Annotated in this window: 16 protein-coding genes; 8 read left to right on the forward strand and 8 right to left on the reverse strand. The window is 38.6% G+C overall.

The annotated features are described in order from the left end of the window. The first annotated feature begins 11 nt into the window (after positions 1 to 11). From D0T08_RS07795 to D0T08_RS07805, 3 genes are all read left to right on the forward strand, one after another. A complete protein-coding gene (locus tag D0T08_RS07795; protein WP_116982062.1) occupies positions 12 to 1,604 on the forward strand; it encodes a SusD/RagB family nutrient-binding outer membrane lipoprotein in 1,593 nt (530 codons plus the stop codon). Positions 1,605 to 1,688: 84 nt separating this feature from the next. Then, the gene (locus D0T08_RS07800) at positions 1,689 to 2,255 is read left to right on the forward strand and encodes a phosphonate degradation HD-domain oxygenase (protein WP_116982063.1); all 567 of its coding nucleotides are present in this window, start codon (positions 1,689 to 1,691) and stop codon (positions 2,253 to 2,255) included. Positions 2,256 to 2,319: 64 nt separating this feature from the next. After that, positions 2,320 to 3,387, forward strand: coding sequence for an alkaline phosphatase family protein (locus D0T08_RS07805; RefSeq protein ID WP_116982064.1), 1,068 nt, complete (start codon positions 2,320 to 2,322; stop codon positions 3,385 to 3,387). A gap of 95 nt (positions 3,388 to 3,482) precedes the next feature. Here D0T08_RS07805 and D0T08_RS07810 read toward each other — a convergent pair whose 3' ends face one another. The 4 genes from D0T08_RS07810 to D0T08_RS07825 all read right to left on the reverse strand — a co-directional run bounded on the left by D0T08_RS07810 (position 3,483) and on the right by D0T08_RS07825 (position 6,544). After that, positions 3,483 to 3,836: a VOC family protein gene (locus D0T08_RS07810; RefSeq protein WP_116982065.1), complete on the reverse strand. Its 354-nt coding sequence runs from the start codon at positions 3,834 to 3,836 to the stop codon at positions 3,483 to 3,485. A 337-nt stretch (positions 3,837 to 4,173) separates the two neighbouring features. Beyond that, positions 4,174 to 5,364, reverse strand: coding sequence for a glycosyltransferase family protein (locus tag D0T08_RS07815; protein ID WP_116982066.1), 1,191 nt, complete (start codon positions 5,362 to 5,364; stop codon positions 4,174 to 4,176). Then, the gene (locus D0T08_RS07820) at positions 5,361 to 6,203 is read right to left on the reverse strand and encodes a UDP-2,3-diacylglucosamine diphosphatase (protein WP_116982067.1); all 843 of its coding nucleotides are present in this window, start codon (positions 6,201 to 6,203) and stop codon (positions 5,361 to 5,363) included. Before D0T08_RS07820 ends, D0T08_RS07815 begins: the two co-directional genes overlap by 4 nt. Before the next feature lie 149 nt (positions 6,204 to 6,352). Next, a complete protein-coding gene (locus D0T08_RS07825) occupies positions 6,353 to 6,544 on the reverse strand; it encodes a hypothetical protein (protein ID WP_116982068.1) in 192 nt (63 codons plus the stop codon). Between the two features lie 219 nt (positions 6,545 to 6,763). Between D0T08_RS07825 and D0T08_RS07830 the strand changes: the two genes are divergently transcribed. After that, a complete protein-coding gene (locus tag D0T08_RS07830) occupies positions 6,764 to 7,165 on the forward strand; it encodes a hypothetical protein (RefSeq protein WP_116982069.1) in 402 nt (133 codons plus the stop codon). Between the two features lie 403 nt (positions 7,166 to 7,568). On the opposite strand, the gene D0T08_RS07835 is transcribed toward D0T08_RS07830, so the two are convergent. Next, complete coding sequence (locus D0T08_RS07835) at positions 7,569 to 8,432, reverse strand: right-handed parallel beta-helix repeat-containing protein (protein WP_147322732.1); 864 nt, start codon at positions 8,430 to 8,432, stop codon at positions 7,569 to 7,571. Between the two features lie 27 nt (positions 8,433 to 8,459). After that, the gene (locus tag D0T08_RS07840; protein WP_116982071.1) at positions 8,460 to 9,239 is read right to left on the reverse strand and encodes a DUF1566 domain-containing protein; all 780 of its coding nucleotides are present in this window, start codon (positions 9,237 to 9,239) and stop codon (positions 8,460 to 8,462) included. Between the two features lie 245 nt (positions 9,240 to 9,484). On the opposite strand from D0T08_RS07840, the gene D0T08_RS07845 reads away from it, so the two are divergent. The 4 genes from D0T08_RS07845 (at position 9,485) to D0T08_RS07860 (ending at position 13,533) form a co-directional block, all read left to right on the forward strand. Next, a complete protein-coding gene (locus D0T08_RS07845) occupies positions 9,485 to 10,180 on the forward strand; it encodes a response regulator transcription factor (RefSeq protein WP_116982072.1) in 696 nt (231 codons plus the stop codon). Next, entirely contained in the window at positions 10,177 to 11,553 is a 1,377-nt protein-coding gene (locus D0T08_RS07850) for an ATP-binding protein (RefSeq protein ID WP_116982073.1), read from the forward strand. Before D0T08_RS07845 ends, D0T08_RS07850 begins: the two co-directional genes overlap by 4 nt. A 105-nt stretch (positions 11,554 to 11,658) precedes the next feature. Next, the gene (locus D0T08_RS07855; protein WP_116982074.1) at positions 11,659 to 12,141 is read left to right on the forward strand and encodes a universal stress protein; all 483 of its coding nucleotides are present in this window, start codon (positions 11,659 to 11,661) and stop codon (positions 12,139 to 12,141) included. A gap of 6 nt (positions 12,142 to 12,147) precedes the next feature. Next, on the forward strand, positions 12,148 to 13,533 hold the full coding sequence (locus tag D0T08_RS07860; protein WP_116982075.1) for a SulP family inorganic anion transporter: 1,386 nt from the start codon (positions 12,148 to 12,150) through the stop codon (positions 13,531 to 13,533). Between the two features lie 172 nt (positions 13,534 to 13,705). Here D0T08_RS07860 and D0T08_RS07865 read toward each other — a convergent pair whose 3' ends face one another. Together D0T08_RS07865 and D0T08_RS07870 are read right to left on the reverse strand one after the other, a co-directional pair. Continuing rightward, the gene (locus D0T08_RS07865) at positions 13,706 to 14,215 is read right to left on the reverse strand and encodes a DinB family protein (protein WP_116982076.1); all 510 of its coding nucleotides are present in this window, start codon (positions 14,213 to 14,215) and stop codon (positions 13,706 to 13,708) included. Between the two features lie 41 nt (positions 14,216 to 14,256). Next, positions 14,257 to 14,925, reverse strand: a complete 669-nt coding sequence (locus tag D0T08_RS07870) for a DUF4956 domain-containing protein (protein WP_116982077.1) — start codon at positions 14,923 to 14,925, stop codon at positions 14,257 to 14,259. Positions 14,926 to 15,052 lie beyond the last annotated feature (127 nt).

Consider the following 15,052-nt stretch of genomic DNA (forward strand, 5'->3'; position numbering starts at 1 on the left):
AATATTAAAAAATGAAGATACATAAATTATTCGCAGGAGCTTTCGCAGTATTAGCTGTTAGCCTTAGCAGTTGCGAAAAATCGTTTGAAGACCTTGAAAAAGATCCGAACCGCCCGGTAAACGTACCTGCCTCCCTTGTATTGCAAGGCGTTGAAGCCGATTTAGCTAACAATACAGGTCGCCCATTTAGTGCAGAAATGCGTTGGAACCAGTTCTATGCTTCTAACTATAATTATTATGCTAACAATGAATATACATGGACAGCGACTCCTAACCACTACAATACGCTTAAAAACGTAGTAAAAATGGAAGAAGAAGCTAAACGTGCAGGGTTAGCAGAAGTTAACGGTTACACAGCGCTTGGGAAGTTTTTCCGTGCGTATTTTATTGACGAAATGTCGAAACGTGTAGGTGACCTGCCAGTATCTGAAGCCCTAAAAGGTATTGCGAACACTACTCCTAAATATGATACCCAAAAAGCAGTTTACGTACAGATTTTGAAATGGTTGGATGAGGCGAATGATAACCTGGCTACTTTGATTGCCCAGGGACAATCTGTACAAGGTGACTTCTACTTTGGTGGAGACCTTCGTAAATGGCAAAAAGCCGTAAATGCTTTCAAATTGAGAGTTTTGATTTCATTAAGTAAAAAGGAAGGTGAAAGCGAGTTAAATGTGAAGGCGCGTTTTGCTGAAATATTAGGCAATCCAACTAAATATCCTTTGTTTGCAGGTCTGGAAGATAACTTAGAGTTTAAATACAATAACTTTAATAAATATCCGTCGAATCCTGATAACTTTGGTTTTGATGCGACTCGCCAGAACATGGCAAAAACTTATGTAGGTTTGCTATCTGGTCTGAATGACCCACGTGTAATGGTTACTACAGAACCGGCAGGTGGAGAATTGAAAGCTGGTAAATTGCCATCAGATTATACAGCGTATGTAGGGGCAAGCTCGGCAGAAGATTTAGCTGATATGAGTGATAAAGCCGGAAGAAACAATGGTGCTGGTTTTGCTCCGGGTTTGTATTCGTTCCAGAACCGTTTCCGTTACTACCGTAATTATACAGCCGAGAATACTTTCATTGTAGGTTATCCTGAAATGTGTTTCAACATAGCAGAGGGCTTACACAGAAACTGGGCAACAGGTGATGGCGAAGCATGGTATAAAAAAGGTATTCAGGCATCTATGAGTTTCTATGGAATCGTAAATGGCACTAATACCATGACTTACTCAAAAACTGGGGGTAGAGAAGCAGCTGATCTTGCAACCTTCACTATTAACTTTAATTTCGATACTTATTATGCGCAGGATATGGTGAAGTATGACGGTAAAACTACAAAAGGTTTACAACAGATTATCAGCCAGAAATATGCAGCATTCTTTATGAACTCGGGTATGGAAGCCTATTTTAACTGGAGACGTACGGGCTTCCCTAAATTTGAAACAGGGGTAGGTAATGGTAACTCAAACCGTATCGCAGTTCGTTGGCAATACCCGCTTTCAGAGCGTACTACTAACACCAAAAATTATAATGATGCGATTAACAGCCAGTATGGCGGTAAAGACGACATCAACGATTCAGTTTGGATAATGAAGTAGTTTTTGTACATCATAGGTAAGAGTTGAAAGTAGCGGAGCGGTGTTCCGCTACTTTTTAATTCAAGGTTTAACCCAATATTTATTATGGCAGATATTCCCAAAGTGATTGATGAGATTCGTGCGATATTCCTCTCGCAAGGCGATGAGCAATATTATGGCGAACCTGTAAGCCAGTTTGAACATGCCGCTCAATCTGCTATTCTGGCCGAGAAATCAGGCTTTGATCAAGGGGTGCAGATAGCGGCTTTTTTGCATGACATCGGGCACCTGTTACCGGCGGCATCAGAAGAAGAACTCATGGCTAACTATGGAAGAAAAGACCACGAGGGCGTGGCAGCAGACTGGTTGAGAGACAGGGGTTTTTCTGAAAGAATAGCGGTTCTGGTAGAAAACCACGTAAACGCCAAGCGTTATTTGTGCTATGCTAACCCGGCTTATTATAAAAATCTATCTGAGGCCAGCAAACAAACCCTGGAGTTTCAGGGTGGAAAGATGAAAAAAGAAGAAGCCGAAAGATTCGAACAGAATCCTTATTTTGATGTTATCATCAGAATGCGCAGATGGGATGAAGCCGCTAAAGTAGAACACCAGCAATTACCTGATTTAGGTCATTTCCTGAAAATCTGTGAAGATTATTTAAGGACTCATTAAGTGTCTCAGATTATCAGTTTGTTTATTATTTCCTCGCACAATATCATAAAAACATCTAACTACAATGAAGAAAATACTCGTATTACTTTTATTGGTTATTGAGACATTTGCCCAGAATAAAACTGAAAATGTATTTATCATCACTACCGATGGCTTTCGCTGGCAGGAAGTTTTTGGTGGCATGGACTCTGAGTTATTGAAGAAAAAAGAGTTCGTGAGAAATGAAGACCGTCTGAAAAAGACTTTCGGAGCTGATGAGGCAGAAGAAAGAAGGAAAAAACTATTGCCGTTTTTCTGGAATACCATTGCTAAAGAAGGTCAGCTATATGGTAACCGTTGGCAGAATAATAAAGTAAATGTTATGAATCCTTATTGGTTTTCATACCCGGGTTATAACGAGATTCTTACAGGATACGCAGATGATAAAGTGAATTCAAATGATAAGAAACTGAATGAGAACATTACAGTATTGGAGTTTCTGAACCAACAAAAAGGCCTAAAAGGTAAAGTGGCTGCCTATTCTACGTGGGATGTTTTTCCGTACATCATTAACGAGCAGCGCAGTGGTGTTCCGGTTAATTCTGGGAAAGAATTAGTGGAGGGCAAAACGACTGATAAAGAGGCCATGCTGAACGAAATTCAGTCTAACTACCCAAGCTTGGCCAGCGACCGCCACGATTTTATTACTTATTATCTGGCAAAGGAATACATCAAGAAAAACGATCCTAAGGTGTTCTTTTTATCGTTTGATGAAACCGATGAGTTTGCGCATGAAGCTAAATACGACGAGTATCTTTTTGCTGCCAATACAGTAGATAAATTCATAGGTGACCTTTGGAATTATTGCCAGAGCAATCCAAAGTACAAAGATAAAACCACATTCATCATTACTACAGACCACGGTAGAGGCGATAAAAACAAATCGCAATGGACAAGCCATGGGCAGCGTGTATCTGATTGTTATCAGATCTGGTTTGCGGTTATCGGGCCAGATACCCCTGCTACAGGAGAGATGAAAACAGATGTTCAATTATTCCAGAATCAGATAGCAAAAACAGCTGCGAAATTCCTGGGTTTCGACTTTCAGAATGGAAAGGAGATAGGAAAAGAGGTTCCGACGGTGATGAAATAAAAGAAATTTAGTGAATGAGTGAGTTAGTGATTGAGTGATTAGATTAAAATATAGAAATTCAACCAATCGCTCAATCACTCATTCACTAAATGATTCTAAATATCATGATGCACATAAAACAGATGTCCATTTAAATCTCTGATAGTAAATTGTCGTTGATTCCATGGTTTATCTTCAATATCGTCTATTATATCTACGCCGCTATTTTTCATTTCTAAATAACTTGCATCGACATCTTCTGCAAAAATCCAGTGAATATTTGGCGTAAAGGGCTCTTCTGTTCTTCTAAAAAAAATGGCTATTTCATCCCGATGAACTGCGCCAATCCACTTGCTTTCATCCAGCCAGGCGATATAAAAACCTAGTTTTTCTACATAATAAGCCATTGCCTTTTCTACATCTTCTACAGGCAATTGCGCAACAGGCTGAGCAAGTCTTGTCTTTTCCATGTGATTTGGGATTAGATGTTATTGAGTGATTTAGTGAATGAGCGATTGAGTGATTAAAATTATGTGAATTGTGATTTACCTCATAGGAGCTTACAGTAAATATTATTCACTAATTCACCCGCTCGGCGTCCTCATTCGCTAATTTGCAATTAAAAATAATCACTCAATCACTCATTCGCTCAATCACTCAATAAAAAAACGAGCACTAGCTCGTTTTTTTATTGTATCGTTTTCATGACTATGATTTTCTCAGCAAATTTTCTATTGGGACACTGCATGCGTTAACATAGGAACTGTTCTGATAGAGGATTAACTGAAACAGTTGTCAGTATATATCTTAATTTCTTGTCAGAGGCCATACAAGCGATAAGGCCAAGCGTTTGACTAATTGAGGTACAACATCAAGGCGGCGGAATGTGGTGCGCATGGTGCGGCGTTTAGATGCATTAAACAAGCTTTCAATCTCTCTTAAGAAGATGAAACTACCATGGCTATACCAGCTCTGAAAGTCACGGCTTATGTCTTTATGTGTAGGCAGATAATTCATAAATTCGGTTAAATCAAAGCTTGCCCCTGTAATTCCGGCTCCGGCTCTTTTAGCATCTATGGCATTACAGGCTTGCTCGTAGTGTTTAGGTACAGGAATCATCAGTGTCGGCTTACCTAAATACATGGCCTCACATACTGACTCAAAACCTGCGGTAGTTACTAATCCACGGCAATTCTGCATCATTTCTAAAAACTTTTTACCGTTAATTTTATGAAAATGCAGGTTGGGTGAATAGTGGAAAGTATCGTTGTATGTCGGGTTATCCCAGAAACAATGTACTTCCGTATCAGGGTTTTTATCGTGCCATGCCATTATCTGCTCAGCCAATGAATGTTGCGTTACATAAGCCAGCAGATAATTGTGGACATTGGTACTTAACCTTGATAGCTCTGACCGAAGCAAGGGTGGAATGGCAAAGATTTTCTGGTTTTTAGCGTCGTCGAATGGTGTAAACGAGAGTGCCAGTTTTTTTGTTGAACCTAAGGCTGTAATGCGCGTGTTAGTGTTGACTAAAACTTTATCTAACCAATGATTTTTTGGGTGGTGAAAATCGGGATGGAGCAATAAATATTGGTGTGCAATACAAACCATTGGTATTTTAGGGCGAAACATAAACTGGTGAAGTCCGCCTAAAACATCATAAAAATTAATGATAACATCAGGCTTCAGTGCTGATGTATGGATTTGGATTTTTTTAAGGCTGCGAATATATGCCGGCAGGTTAAGAAATGTATGGGTAATGGTTTTTGGTATATCCAGTGCCTTTGTTTTCTGGCAATAGGCCAGATAAGGGCTTGAAAAAGGAATAATTGTATTTTTGAAGTTTTCGCTGAAAAAAGTGGGTATTTCTCTTCCGGTAGCAGTTCCTACTAATGCACCTGCTACAGTGTGGCCATTGTTTTCCAATATCTCGGTCAACGCAATGGCTTGGGTCAGATGCCCACGTCCCTCTCCTTGTATAATCAATAAAAACCTCATAGAGTGGCTGCTATTCTTGGTAAAACAAATCTTTCTTCCTTGCTGAGTTCCTCATTCATCTCAACTTCTTCTGGGTCTTCCTCTGTCTTGCAATCGCTTACAGAATAGTAGACCAGACTCCAGTTTCCATCAAAATCTTCTACCAGTGCTGACATGGTTTCAACCCAGTCGCCCGAGTTCAGATACATTATTCCATCTATTTCTCTGATAGCCGGTTGGTGAATATGCCCGCAGATAATACCGTCACAGTCTTTTGCTTTGGCTAGTTCAGCTAGTTTTTCCTCATAATCGTTAATATAGCTGACGGCCATTTTTACAGCCTGCTTTACCTGTTGTGAAAGCGAATAATAAGGTAGCCCTCTCCACTCACGATATTTATTATAATTTTTATTCAGCCAGAGTAAGAAAGTATAGCCTAAATCGCCAAGATGCGCCAGCCATTTCATGTTGGTAGTAACACTATCGAAAACATCGCCATGTGTTACATAGAAGCGTTTATCTCCCGATTTCAGGATATAATCTCTTCGTATCTGAAATTGTCGACCTATAACCAATGGGAGAATCTGGTCAAGAAAATCGTCATGATTACCGCGTAGATAAATAACCTTGGTATCATGTTTATCCATCTTTTTTAGCACAACTCTGAAAAACGCAGTATGTTTTTTCTTCCAGTTACCGTATTTTTTTAGTTGCCAGCCGTCAATAATATCTCCATTAAGGATAAGCCGTTCACAGCGGTATTGTTTAAGAAATTCAGTTACCTCCTTCGCTTTGCAGCCACTTGTTCCTAAGTGAAGGTCTGAAAGCACGATTGTCCGAAAATGTTTGCCTTTATTCATGTCAACAAATTTCCGTAACTATTGTAAATTGTTGATTAAGAGGATATTACTAAAATGTAAAGAAAAAAAATAAAGCAGAAGAAAAATTCCTCTGCTAATCTTCAATCAATTAACCTAAACAAACTATATAACGTATGTGTAAACATTTCTTAAGCCGCTAATTTCATCTCTTTGATAGAGATTTCATCTTCGTAGGATTCATCAAATTCATCGCCCTCAAACGCTTCTTCAAAAAAATCGTCGTCTGAATCCTCATAGAGACGTTCCTCACTAAAGCCATCCACTATTCTGGTAGTGTATTTCCAGTGAAACTGATTCAATTGATAGGGTATTTTCTTCATATTCTTTTCATTTTGATGCCACAAAGGTCGTGTTAAGATTTAAACACACTATTGCCGTAATGTTAAGAAACTGCTAACACGACACTTTTAATGACCTAAAAATGAATAAAACAGGACAATGGCGATTTCTAAAACCTTTAATCTTTATTTTTTCTTAATATTCAGATAAACTCTACTTAATCTTAAAGCAGGTATTTTGTAATAAAAATTTCTTTTACTATGGTTATTCTTCGTCAGACCTATTTTCAGAATTTTTTATCTGTTTTCGTTTTTATGCTAATCATTTGTTATTACGCTTTTAATGGGGTTCCGGAAGAGAGTTTCGAAAGGCAAAGCTATTCGATAGAAAAAGCTACTGAATATGAAAACAGTATTGAGTTTGAAAAAAATGCCAGCCAGCTAAGAGCTGCTATATTGATGGATGCCGATGTGGTGCAAATAAAGGGTTTGCTATATCAGTTGGAAATAGCAGTGGCCAATCTGAGTTCTGGAGAGGAAGCAAAAGCTCAGATTAAGAGTATCTATGACTTATTATTGAAAGATAATAAAAAAGCAGCAATCAAAAGTATCAACCAGTTGCGTACCTATTTATTGAAGAAATCTAAAACAGCAGGTAATTAACGCAATAGTTAAAATAAAAGAGAAATACTTTTTCATGAGATAGTTGTTTAAAAATAAATAAGATTAATTCTTAAAACTTCATGAAGTTATATAAAAGGATTTGAGTCATTTTTTAACCTTGACCCATAAAAGTTTTTTTTATCGAAGGAAAAATTGGTATATGAAAATCGGGCGAAATTGTAGTTTTTGTTGATTTTACTGTTAATTATTTAAAAACAAAATAGACCATTTAGTGAGGAGATATGGCTATATTAAACGCAGGTCATGTGTAAAAAATAATCGCTTAGTTTAAGATAATTCAATCCTTATTATTGTGTTAGATTGAGTTATTACCATTTAAAATCAAAAGGTCAGTTCTGCTATTCAAGAACTGAACTTTTGATTTTATAAATTCTATCGTATATTATTGTGTAGAACTAACTACTGTAGGTTTTGCACTTGTCGTGTTAGCAATTATCTGGTTGTTACCAAATGAAATGACTTTTCCAGATCCGGTACCGATACCTGTGCCATTGTTCATGATACTTGTATTAGAAAGGCGTATGATTGAATCTGCTGCTTCGGGAGAAATCGCTATGATACTATTAGATATATAAGAATTTACTACGTTAATCTCAGTAGCAGTCTTAGATATAACAGCAGTTCCTATATCCTGCATATGCACATTGTCAATAAAAGCAATTACTTTGTCTGTAGCTACAGCTGTGCTACATTTAACACTTATACCATTCATATCAGCTGGCCCTGAAATAGTAGTATTTTTGACGGTAAGTATCCCACTGCCAGCAGTAGTGTAGTCCACCAGAATGGCATTACCGTTAGCACCACTTGGTGACGTAATTCCATTAATGGTACAATTGTCAATATGAACATTTGAGGGGACAGTAATTCTTATACCATTTGTACCAGTGCCAGCACCATTAATAGATAGGTTTCTGAGTGTCACTGTAATGCCAGGTGTAGTAGTAATATTTATAGCATTAACCAAGGGTGAGAGGATATGCCCCATTGTTCCCTTTCCATCAATTGTTATTGATTTTGTTATTGTTACGGCACCGAACCCCCCCGGATCTAATACATTTATTTCACCGCCTACTGCAGTTTTAGAAATAGCTCCGGCAAATGTTTTGCAAGGGGCTGTGCGGCTGCAAGGATTGACGTCATCGCCCACACCTGAAACCCAGGTACGGGTAGCTTGTGCCAAGGTCTTTTCTGAAAATACGATAGTGACCAGAAGCATTACTAGTAAAATGGATATTTTTTTCATAAGAAATGTCTTTTAGAGATTGAAATGTTAGAATCTTCTGATAGGGCGGACTCTATAAGCAGTACTTTTAGCGGTAGTACCCTGGCTTCCATTACTAAAGTTGAGATAATAAGCAGTCAGTGAAACCTCACCATAGGGTGCAGGTACTTCTGTAGAACTCCAGTAAGTCAGTGCCACTCCTCCCATACCAATATTGGCTCTCTGGTTATACATCAACTGAAGTTCTAATTTTGACGGTAAATACCAGTCTCCATAGTTACCTCCGTCATATTGAGCAGCAGCCAGAGCCGCCGAAATTCCATTTCCCTGAACCTCGTTAATCCGCTGTGTATTATATTCGCCGCCATAAACACCTGACCTCACTGCGTTGGTATTCATATTACTACCAGCTATCCAGGCAACAGTTGCACTTGCGTTATAGTCGGCTGTGGCTACAACCAGACCGTGCTGACCAGAATCATCTATATAAAATATCTTGCCGCCTTGGGCGCTTTGGCCAATAGCATATGTAATTCCGGCAGTATTAAACATAGGTACCCAGACTGAGCCGTTATAGCCATAAGGGCCAGCACCACCAGCACAGTTGGTACAATAGATTTGAAGACCTGCTGTAGGGTTGCTGATAGCTGTGCGTTGGGCTTCATTCATCCTGGGTAGAAGAAACCCTTTTTGGACAGATGAAGCATTGATAATAGGTCCCGGATTCGCATTATTGGGATCAATGGTTACACTTTGTGCTTGAGAAGGAAAATAAAGACTAATAGCAACAAAGGCAATCCATAAAATGGCATGTAAATGTTTTTTCATGGTAAAGCTAATTAAAGTGATTGTAATTACTTTTAAGTGTGTCAAAATTAAGTAAAAAGACTTATAACATTTTGGAATTCGTCAACAAAGAGAAAATTTTTTATTAAGTGGCGGACACAAGAATATTGGGTATAACACCTATTTGCCTAAGAAATATAGCTAAATTCCCAAAGCAATTATTTATTATCTTTGCAACATATACGCAATTATTATGAAGTTACTCCACCTACACTATACAGCGTTTTATGAAAAAAATACTTCTTGTAGAAGATGAAATCAGTGTAGTCAGTTTTATCAGAAGTGGCTTGTCAGAAGAGAATTATGCAGTTTCTGTGGCATTAGATGGCACTACAGGACTTAATATGGCATTAGGCAGCGAATTTGATTTGATTATTCTCGACATTATGCTGCCTGATAAAAACGGCTTAGAAATATGCAAGGAAATAAGAGCAGATGGCATTCAGACGCCTATTCTATTCCTGACCGCCTTAGGTACTTCTGAAAATATTGCTTTAGGCCTGAATACAGGTGCAGATGATTATCTGGTAAAACCCTTTAAGTTTATTGAACTAAGTGCCAGAGTCAAGGCATTGCTACGCAGATCGGTTATTAAAAATGAGGCAGCGCCAGAAACCTTCCAACACGTATATACGATGGCTGATCTGAAGATTAATGATGATGCCAAAACAGTTGAAAGAGCAGGAATTGCCATTTCATTAACTGCCACCGAGTACCGACTGCTTTTAACACTAATGAAAAACAGAGGAAAGGTGTTATCAAGATTAGATTTACTGGAAAGTGCCTGGGACATTAACTTCGATTTAGGAACAAATGTAGTAGATGTATACATCAATTATTTGCGTAAGAAAATAGATTCAGAAAATAAGCAGAAACTCATCCATACGGTTATCGGTATGGGCTATGTGTTGAAAGAAGCATGAAAACCCAAACCAAAATAGCTGTTTCGTTAGTAGTATTTAATATTGGATTATTGCTGCTCTTTGGTATCGGGATATACTTTTTCCTGAATGAGTATTCATATGTTGATTTCTATAAACGTCTGGAAACCCGGGCTAACATTGGGGCAAGATATAACCTGAAAATTGATAGCGCTAATGCTGAAGGTTTTAAAAAGATACGAGAACAACACCTCGAGAAACTTGAAGCAGAAAAAGAATATCTTATCAGAATTATTCCTACCGTATCATTAGAAGAGCAGGCAACTAAGTATCATTTACCTTTATCTTTATTACAAGCCTTAATGAAAGATGGCAGGGGCAGACATCAGGAGGGAAGTACCTTTTATGGAGGAATTAAATTGCAGCACAATAATGCTACTTATCTGTCCATCGTATCAGCTAATAGTCGGTTCGTTTCTCACCATCTTACTTTCTTACGAAATATTCTGCTCTGGGGCTTTTTGTTTATAGTAGTGGTTACGGTCTATCTCTCTATTTATTTCTCAAAACATTTCTTCGATCCTATCAAAGAAATGATAGATAAAGTAAAACAAATCAGCACCGAAAATATCCATCTACGGCTGAAAGAGCCGGAAAATAACAATGAAATCAGCGAATTAGCGAGTACTTTCAATGATTTACTGAACAGGATAGAGACTGCTTTTGAAACCCAGAAAAACTTTATCAGCAATGCCTCGCATGAATTAGCCACACCTCTCACAGCAATCATGGGTGAGGCCGATGTGGCTTTGATAAAAGAGCGCAAACCGGAAGATTATCAAAAAGTATTGCAGAATGTGGTAATACAAGCTGAAAGGCTCAACCAGATAACCAAATCACTACTCTTTCTGGCTCAGACAGGTTACAAAGGCAAGAAAATAGTCCTTGAAATTCTAAGGCTTGATGAGGTTATATGGGAAGTAAAGGGGCTGATTGACCGCCTGAATCCTGAGAATAAAATACAGGTTGATTTAAGCCTTCTGCCAGAGGACCCCAAGAAACTCAAAATTAATGGTAATAAACAATTGCTACATCTGGCTTTGGCTAATATATTGAATAATGCCTGCAAGTATTCGCATAATAAACCAGTATCGGTACATATTGGTGCCAGTCAGGATCAGGTATTGCTTTTCATTAAAGACCAGGGAATAGGTATCCCTGAAAATGAACTGGCATTTATCTATGACCCATTCTTCCGGGCTTCAAATACACGTTTGTTTGAGGGCTATGGTATTGGTTTACCACTGGCTCGAAATATTATTAAACTGCACAATGGTACACTTTTAGTTACTTCCAAGGCCAATAGTGGCACGAGTGTACAAATTAATTTCCCGCTTGCTAAGCTGATTAAGTAATTTTCTAATCTAATTCTAATCTCTCTTAATGTATTTTAATTCGGTTCTTAGACCCGACTAATGTGGTTTGTAGACCTTTGTACCTGATAATTAAATGTATTAGGTATGCAGAAAACTATATTGATTCCCATTGACTTCCGGGTAGCTTCTCTCAACACATTAAAATATGCGCTTGAAAGAAGTTCTGGTAATCCCCACCATGTCATTCTTATTTATGCCGAGTATCTTGAAGACTCGATTACAGAATTACTTTTTTATAGACCTGAAAGCAAAATAGCCAGTAAGATTACCCCCGAATTTAAGAATGCACTTGAAGTACTCAGAAACAGATTTGAGTACCAGATAGCAGACCTCGACATCAAGCTGTTTCATAACCGAAGCAGAAGAGGATTAAGACGCTTCGTTGAAAATCATCAGATTGATGCCATCTACATCCCGCAAACGTATCGCCTGAAAATGCCAAAAAAGGCCTTTGATCTGGTAAGTATTATCAGGCAGACTTTTGTTGACTATCAGGAAATAGACTGGCCGCAAGACCACAGTGATGCTTCAGAGAAAGATCATCTCGAATATCTATTTAACCAATAAAACACCATGAGCAAAACCTCGTTTCCTACCACACCGTTGGGGAGGATAAAACTGTTCTTTACTTTTTTTGATTCCCGCTGGGAAGATATTAACAAAGATAATTGGGCTAAAGTAGCCTACAAAGACTTTAGCGCCGGCTTGATTGTAGCCATGACAGCCATACCAATGGCGATGGGATTTGCCATGGCCATGGGCATGAGACCCGAAAACGGGATTATTGCCGGAGCTATGGCCTGTATAATCGGGCGTACGTTTGGTGGCTCAAAGTATCAGGTATATGGTCCTACGGCGGCATTTATTCCTGTAATAGCCGCCTTATTTACCAAATATGGGCCTGCCAGTGGAGGAACATTTGAGGTGGCGCATGGTTTTCTGGTATTGGTATCGATTATCGCAGGTATTATCCTGATAATCATGGGCATTTATGGTTTTGGCCGTTTCGCAAAGCTAGTGCCTAACTCAATCATTGTGGGTTTTACGGTAGGCATTGCGGTTGCTATTGCCCTTACCAATTTAGAAGATGTACTAGGTATTGAATCGTTCAAGGATCTGCTGGGACAGGATGAAGAGATAAAGGGGGGTATCATACATAACTTGCAAAGCGCCTTTCAGAATCTCGACAAAATAAATATCTGGTCTATTTTTCTGGGTTTATTAACTTTTGCTCTCGCCAAAGGACTGTTGCGTATTTCTATTTTTATTCCAGGCCCGATAATCGCGTTAGGGGTTGCTACCCTGCTTTCGGCTACCGTTTTGTCTGATAAAGGAATCATTCTTGTAAAAGACATCTACGGTGCAATCCCTAACAATTTCTTTGTGTTCACGCCTCCGTCTCTACCAAATATGACAACGCAGGTAATTGTAGACATCTTCTATTTTGTTGGAGCTATCGTATTCGTGTCGGGTGTAGAGAGTGTGCTTTGCTCATCAATGGCTGATAGACTGGCTAATAATAAAAGAACGCCTTTTAATCCTGATAAAGAGTTTTTTGGTCAGGGGTTGGTACAGATAATCACACCTTTGATTCAGGGTTTCCCATGTACAGGAGCATTGGCAAGAACAGCTACCAGCATCAAAGCAGGAGCAACTACACCACTAGCAGGGTATTTTAAGGCGATTCTGAAATTAGTAATGGCTTATTATTTAGCACAATATTTAGAGTTGATTCCGATGGCTTGTATTGGGGGAATCCTTATCTGGGTTGCCAGTAATATGATTAAGCCTGCCGAAATCAGAGAGGTGAAGCACTTAGGTAAATTTGAATTTGCCATAATGGTTTATACAGCCGTGATGGTACCTGTAACAGACTTTCTTACAGGTGTATTATCAGCTTTGGTAATTTACTTTGTTCTGAAAGCTATTTTCAATAGAAGGGTTAAGAGTATCTTATAAAGCTGATGAAGCACACTTTTATGAGAGCCATTGGGTAACCAATGGCTCATTTTTATTTTAAACAATCTTAAAGGTATAGATCTGGATATTTACAATGCAATCGCCTTTTTCGAGTTTACATTATTCTGTTTTACATTTTTCGGTTATTCCTTATTATTTGTCTGAGGATACTTTATTTCGTCAAAATCTTTACTGTAACCAATAGCTGTCCTACATGCCTGGTTGTATGTTCTGCTGAGTGGGTTAACAAGCCTATAACTGTCGAAGGCAATTTTGCCCGGCCTACTTCTCTGGCTTGTGTAAGTATGCTTTCATTGGTTTGCGCCAGTTCCGAAACAGATTGTTCAACTTGCCTGTCGAGCGCAAAAACCAATTCTTTTACTGTAATTGCTTCATTAAACCTTCCCTCTGCTGCCAAAGCACCCAATTGGATAGTGCTTAACGATTCGCCACGGGCATATGTAAATAACCTGTCTAAAACACCAGTGAGGTGTTGTAAATGAAAAGCCGGAGAAGCTACATTGAATGGACGTTCCCACAAAAGATTTTCCGGGAAATCAACCATCATGGCATGTACTTCTTCCTGTGCCTGTAAGAGTGCATGGGCAATCGGTTGTAATAAAGCAGTGATATTTGGGAGTGGCCCACGGAGCCATACTTCTAATTTAGGTGCATCAGCCATTTTTTGATTGTAAGTTTGGTTGTGCAAAAATAGCTCTTTTCTTAATCATCGCTATCGCCACCCCCATAAGCGGCACTTTTAGTTTCGTTTTCGTTCGAATAATAAAAGGCATGAATTCGAGCCACATCCCGAAGGAAGTCAACATTCAGTATCTCTACTCTATGAATAGGTAAACCTATACGTTTTCTTAAATCTTCTATCATTTCATCTCTGCGTTCGGGTACTACTAACTCTACTTTTTCGTAGCGTATTTCTCTGAAATTCTCGTGTTTGATGTTTAGTCCATGCTCTAAGCCAAAAGTAAGTGCTACTAAAACCACATCAGCTATAATTAACTCATAATGAGTCATATTGAGTGGCGTAAGCGCATTGATGAGACCAATTGCCACGCAAACAAAAAAGTAACCCATTTCACGCACAGGCACGGTAACCGTGCGATATCGGATAATTGAAAATATAGCAAAAAGCCCAAAAGCAAATCCCATTTTCAGTTTGGCTGTGCTCAATAGAAAACAAATCAGGAAATTGACAACATTGAATAAAAAGAATGTAAAAACAAAGTCTTTATTCTTATAGCGATTGTAATAAATGCCCCGTACCAGAATAAAAATAACAATCATATTCAGGAGAAACCTTACGCCAAATTCTATTGCTATATTATCTCCTAAAAAATGATTAACGGTGTGCGATGAGCCTTCGAGTTCTTCCATGAAATCTATTGAGTGAATGAGTGATTAGTTTTTATTTAGTGATTGAGTGAATGAGCGATTGAGTGATTATTTACTTGCGAGTAGGTGACTGAAAATGTGATATAAATCCAGGAATGGTGACAGTAAT

This window comes from Emticicia sp. C21, assembly GCF_003418935.1.
Lineage (GTDB): Bacteria > Bacteroidota > Bacteroidia > Cytophagales > Spirosomataceae > Emticicia.

Coding starts and splice junctions, on each gene's coding strand:
- D0T08_RS07795 (WP_116982062.1), top strand. CDS start 12: ATGAAGATACATAAATTATTCGCAGGAGCTTTCGCAGTATTAGCTGTT.
- D0T08_RS07800 (WP_116982063.1), top strand. CDS start 1,689: ATGGCAGATATTCCCAAAGTGATTGATGAGATTCGTGCGATATTCCTC.
- D0T08_RS07805 (WP_116982064.1), top strand. CDS start 2,320: ATGAAGAAAATACTCGTATTACTTTTATTGGTTATTGAGACATTTGCC.
- D0T08_RS07810 (WP_116982065.1), bottom strand. CDS start 3,836: ATGGAAAAGACAAGACTTGCTCAGCCTGTTGCGCAATTGCCTGTAGAA.
- D0T08_RS07815 (WP_116982066.1), bottom strand. CDS start 5,364: ATGAGGTTTTTATTGATTATACAAGGAGAGGGACGTGGGCATCTGACC.
- D0T08_RS07820 (WP_116982067.1), bottom strand. CDS start 6,203: ATGAATAAAGGCAAACATTTTCGGACAATCGTGCTTTCAGACCTTCAC.
- D0T08_RS07825 (WP_116982068.1), bottom strand. CDS start 6,544: ATGAAGAAAATACCCTATCAATTGAATCAGTTTCACTGGAAATACACT.
- D0T08_RS07830 (WP_116982069.1), top strand. CDS start 6,764: ATGGTTATTCTTCGTCAGACCTATTTTCAGAATTTTTTATCTGTTTTC.
- D0T08_RS07835 (WP_147322732.1), bottom strand. CDS start 8,432: ATGAAAAAAATATCCATTTTACTAGTAATGCTTCTGGTCACTATCGTA.
- D0T08_RS07840 (WP_116982071.1), bottom strand. CDS start 9,239: ATGAAAAAACATTTACATGCCATTTTATGGATTGCCTTTGTTGCTATT.
- D0T08_RS07845 (WP_116982072.1), top strand. CDS start 9,485: ATGAAAAAAATACTTCTTGTAGAAGATGAAATCAGTGTAGTCAGTTTT.
- D0T08_RS07850 (WP_116982073.1), top strand. CDS start 10,177: ATGAAAACCCAAACCAAAATAGCTGTTTCGTTAGTAGTATTTAATATT.
- D0T08_RS07855 (WP_116982074.1), top strand. CDS start 11,659: ATGCAGAAAACTATATTGATTCCCATTGACTTCCGGGTAGCTTCTCTC.
- D0T08_RS07860 (WP_116982075.1), top strand. CDS start 12,148: ATGAGCAAAACCTCGTTTCCTACCACACCGTTGGGGAGGATAAAACTG.
- D0T08_RS07865 (WP_116982076.1), bottom strand. CDS start 14,215: ATGGCTGATGCACCTAAATTAGAAGTATGGCTCCGTGGGCCACTCCCA.
- D0T08_RS07870 (WP_116982077.1), bottom strand. CDS start 14,925: ATGGAAGAACTCGAAGGCTCATCGCACACCGTTAATCATTTTTTAGGA.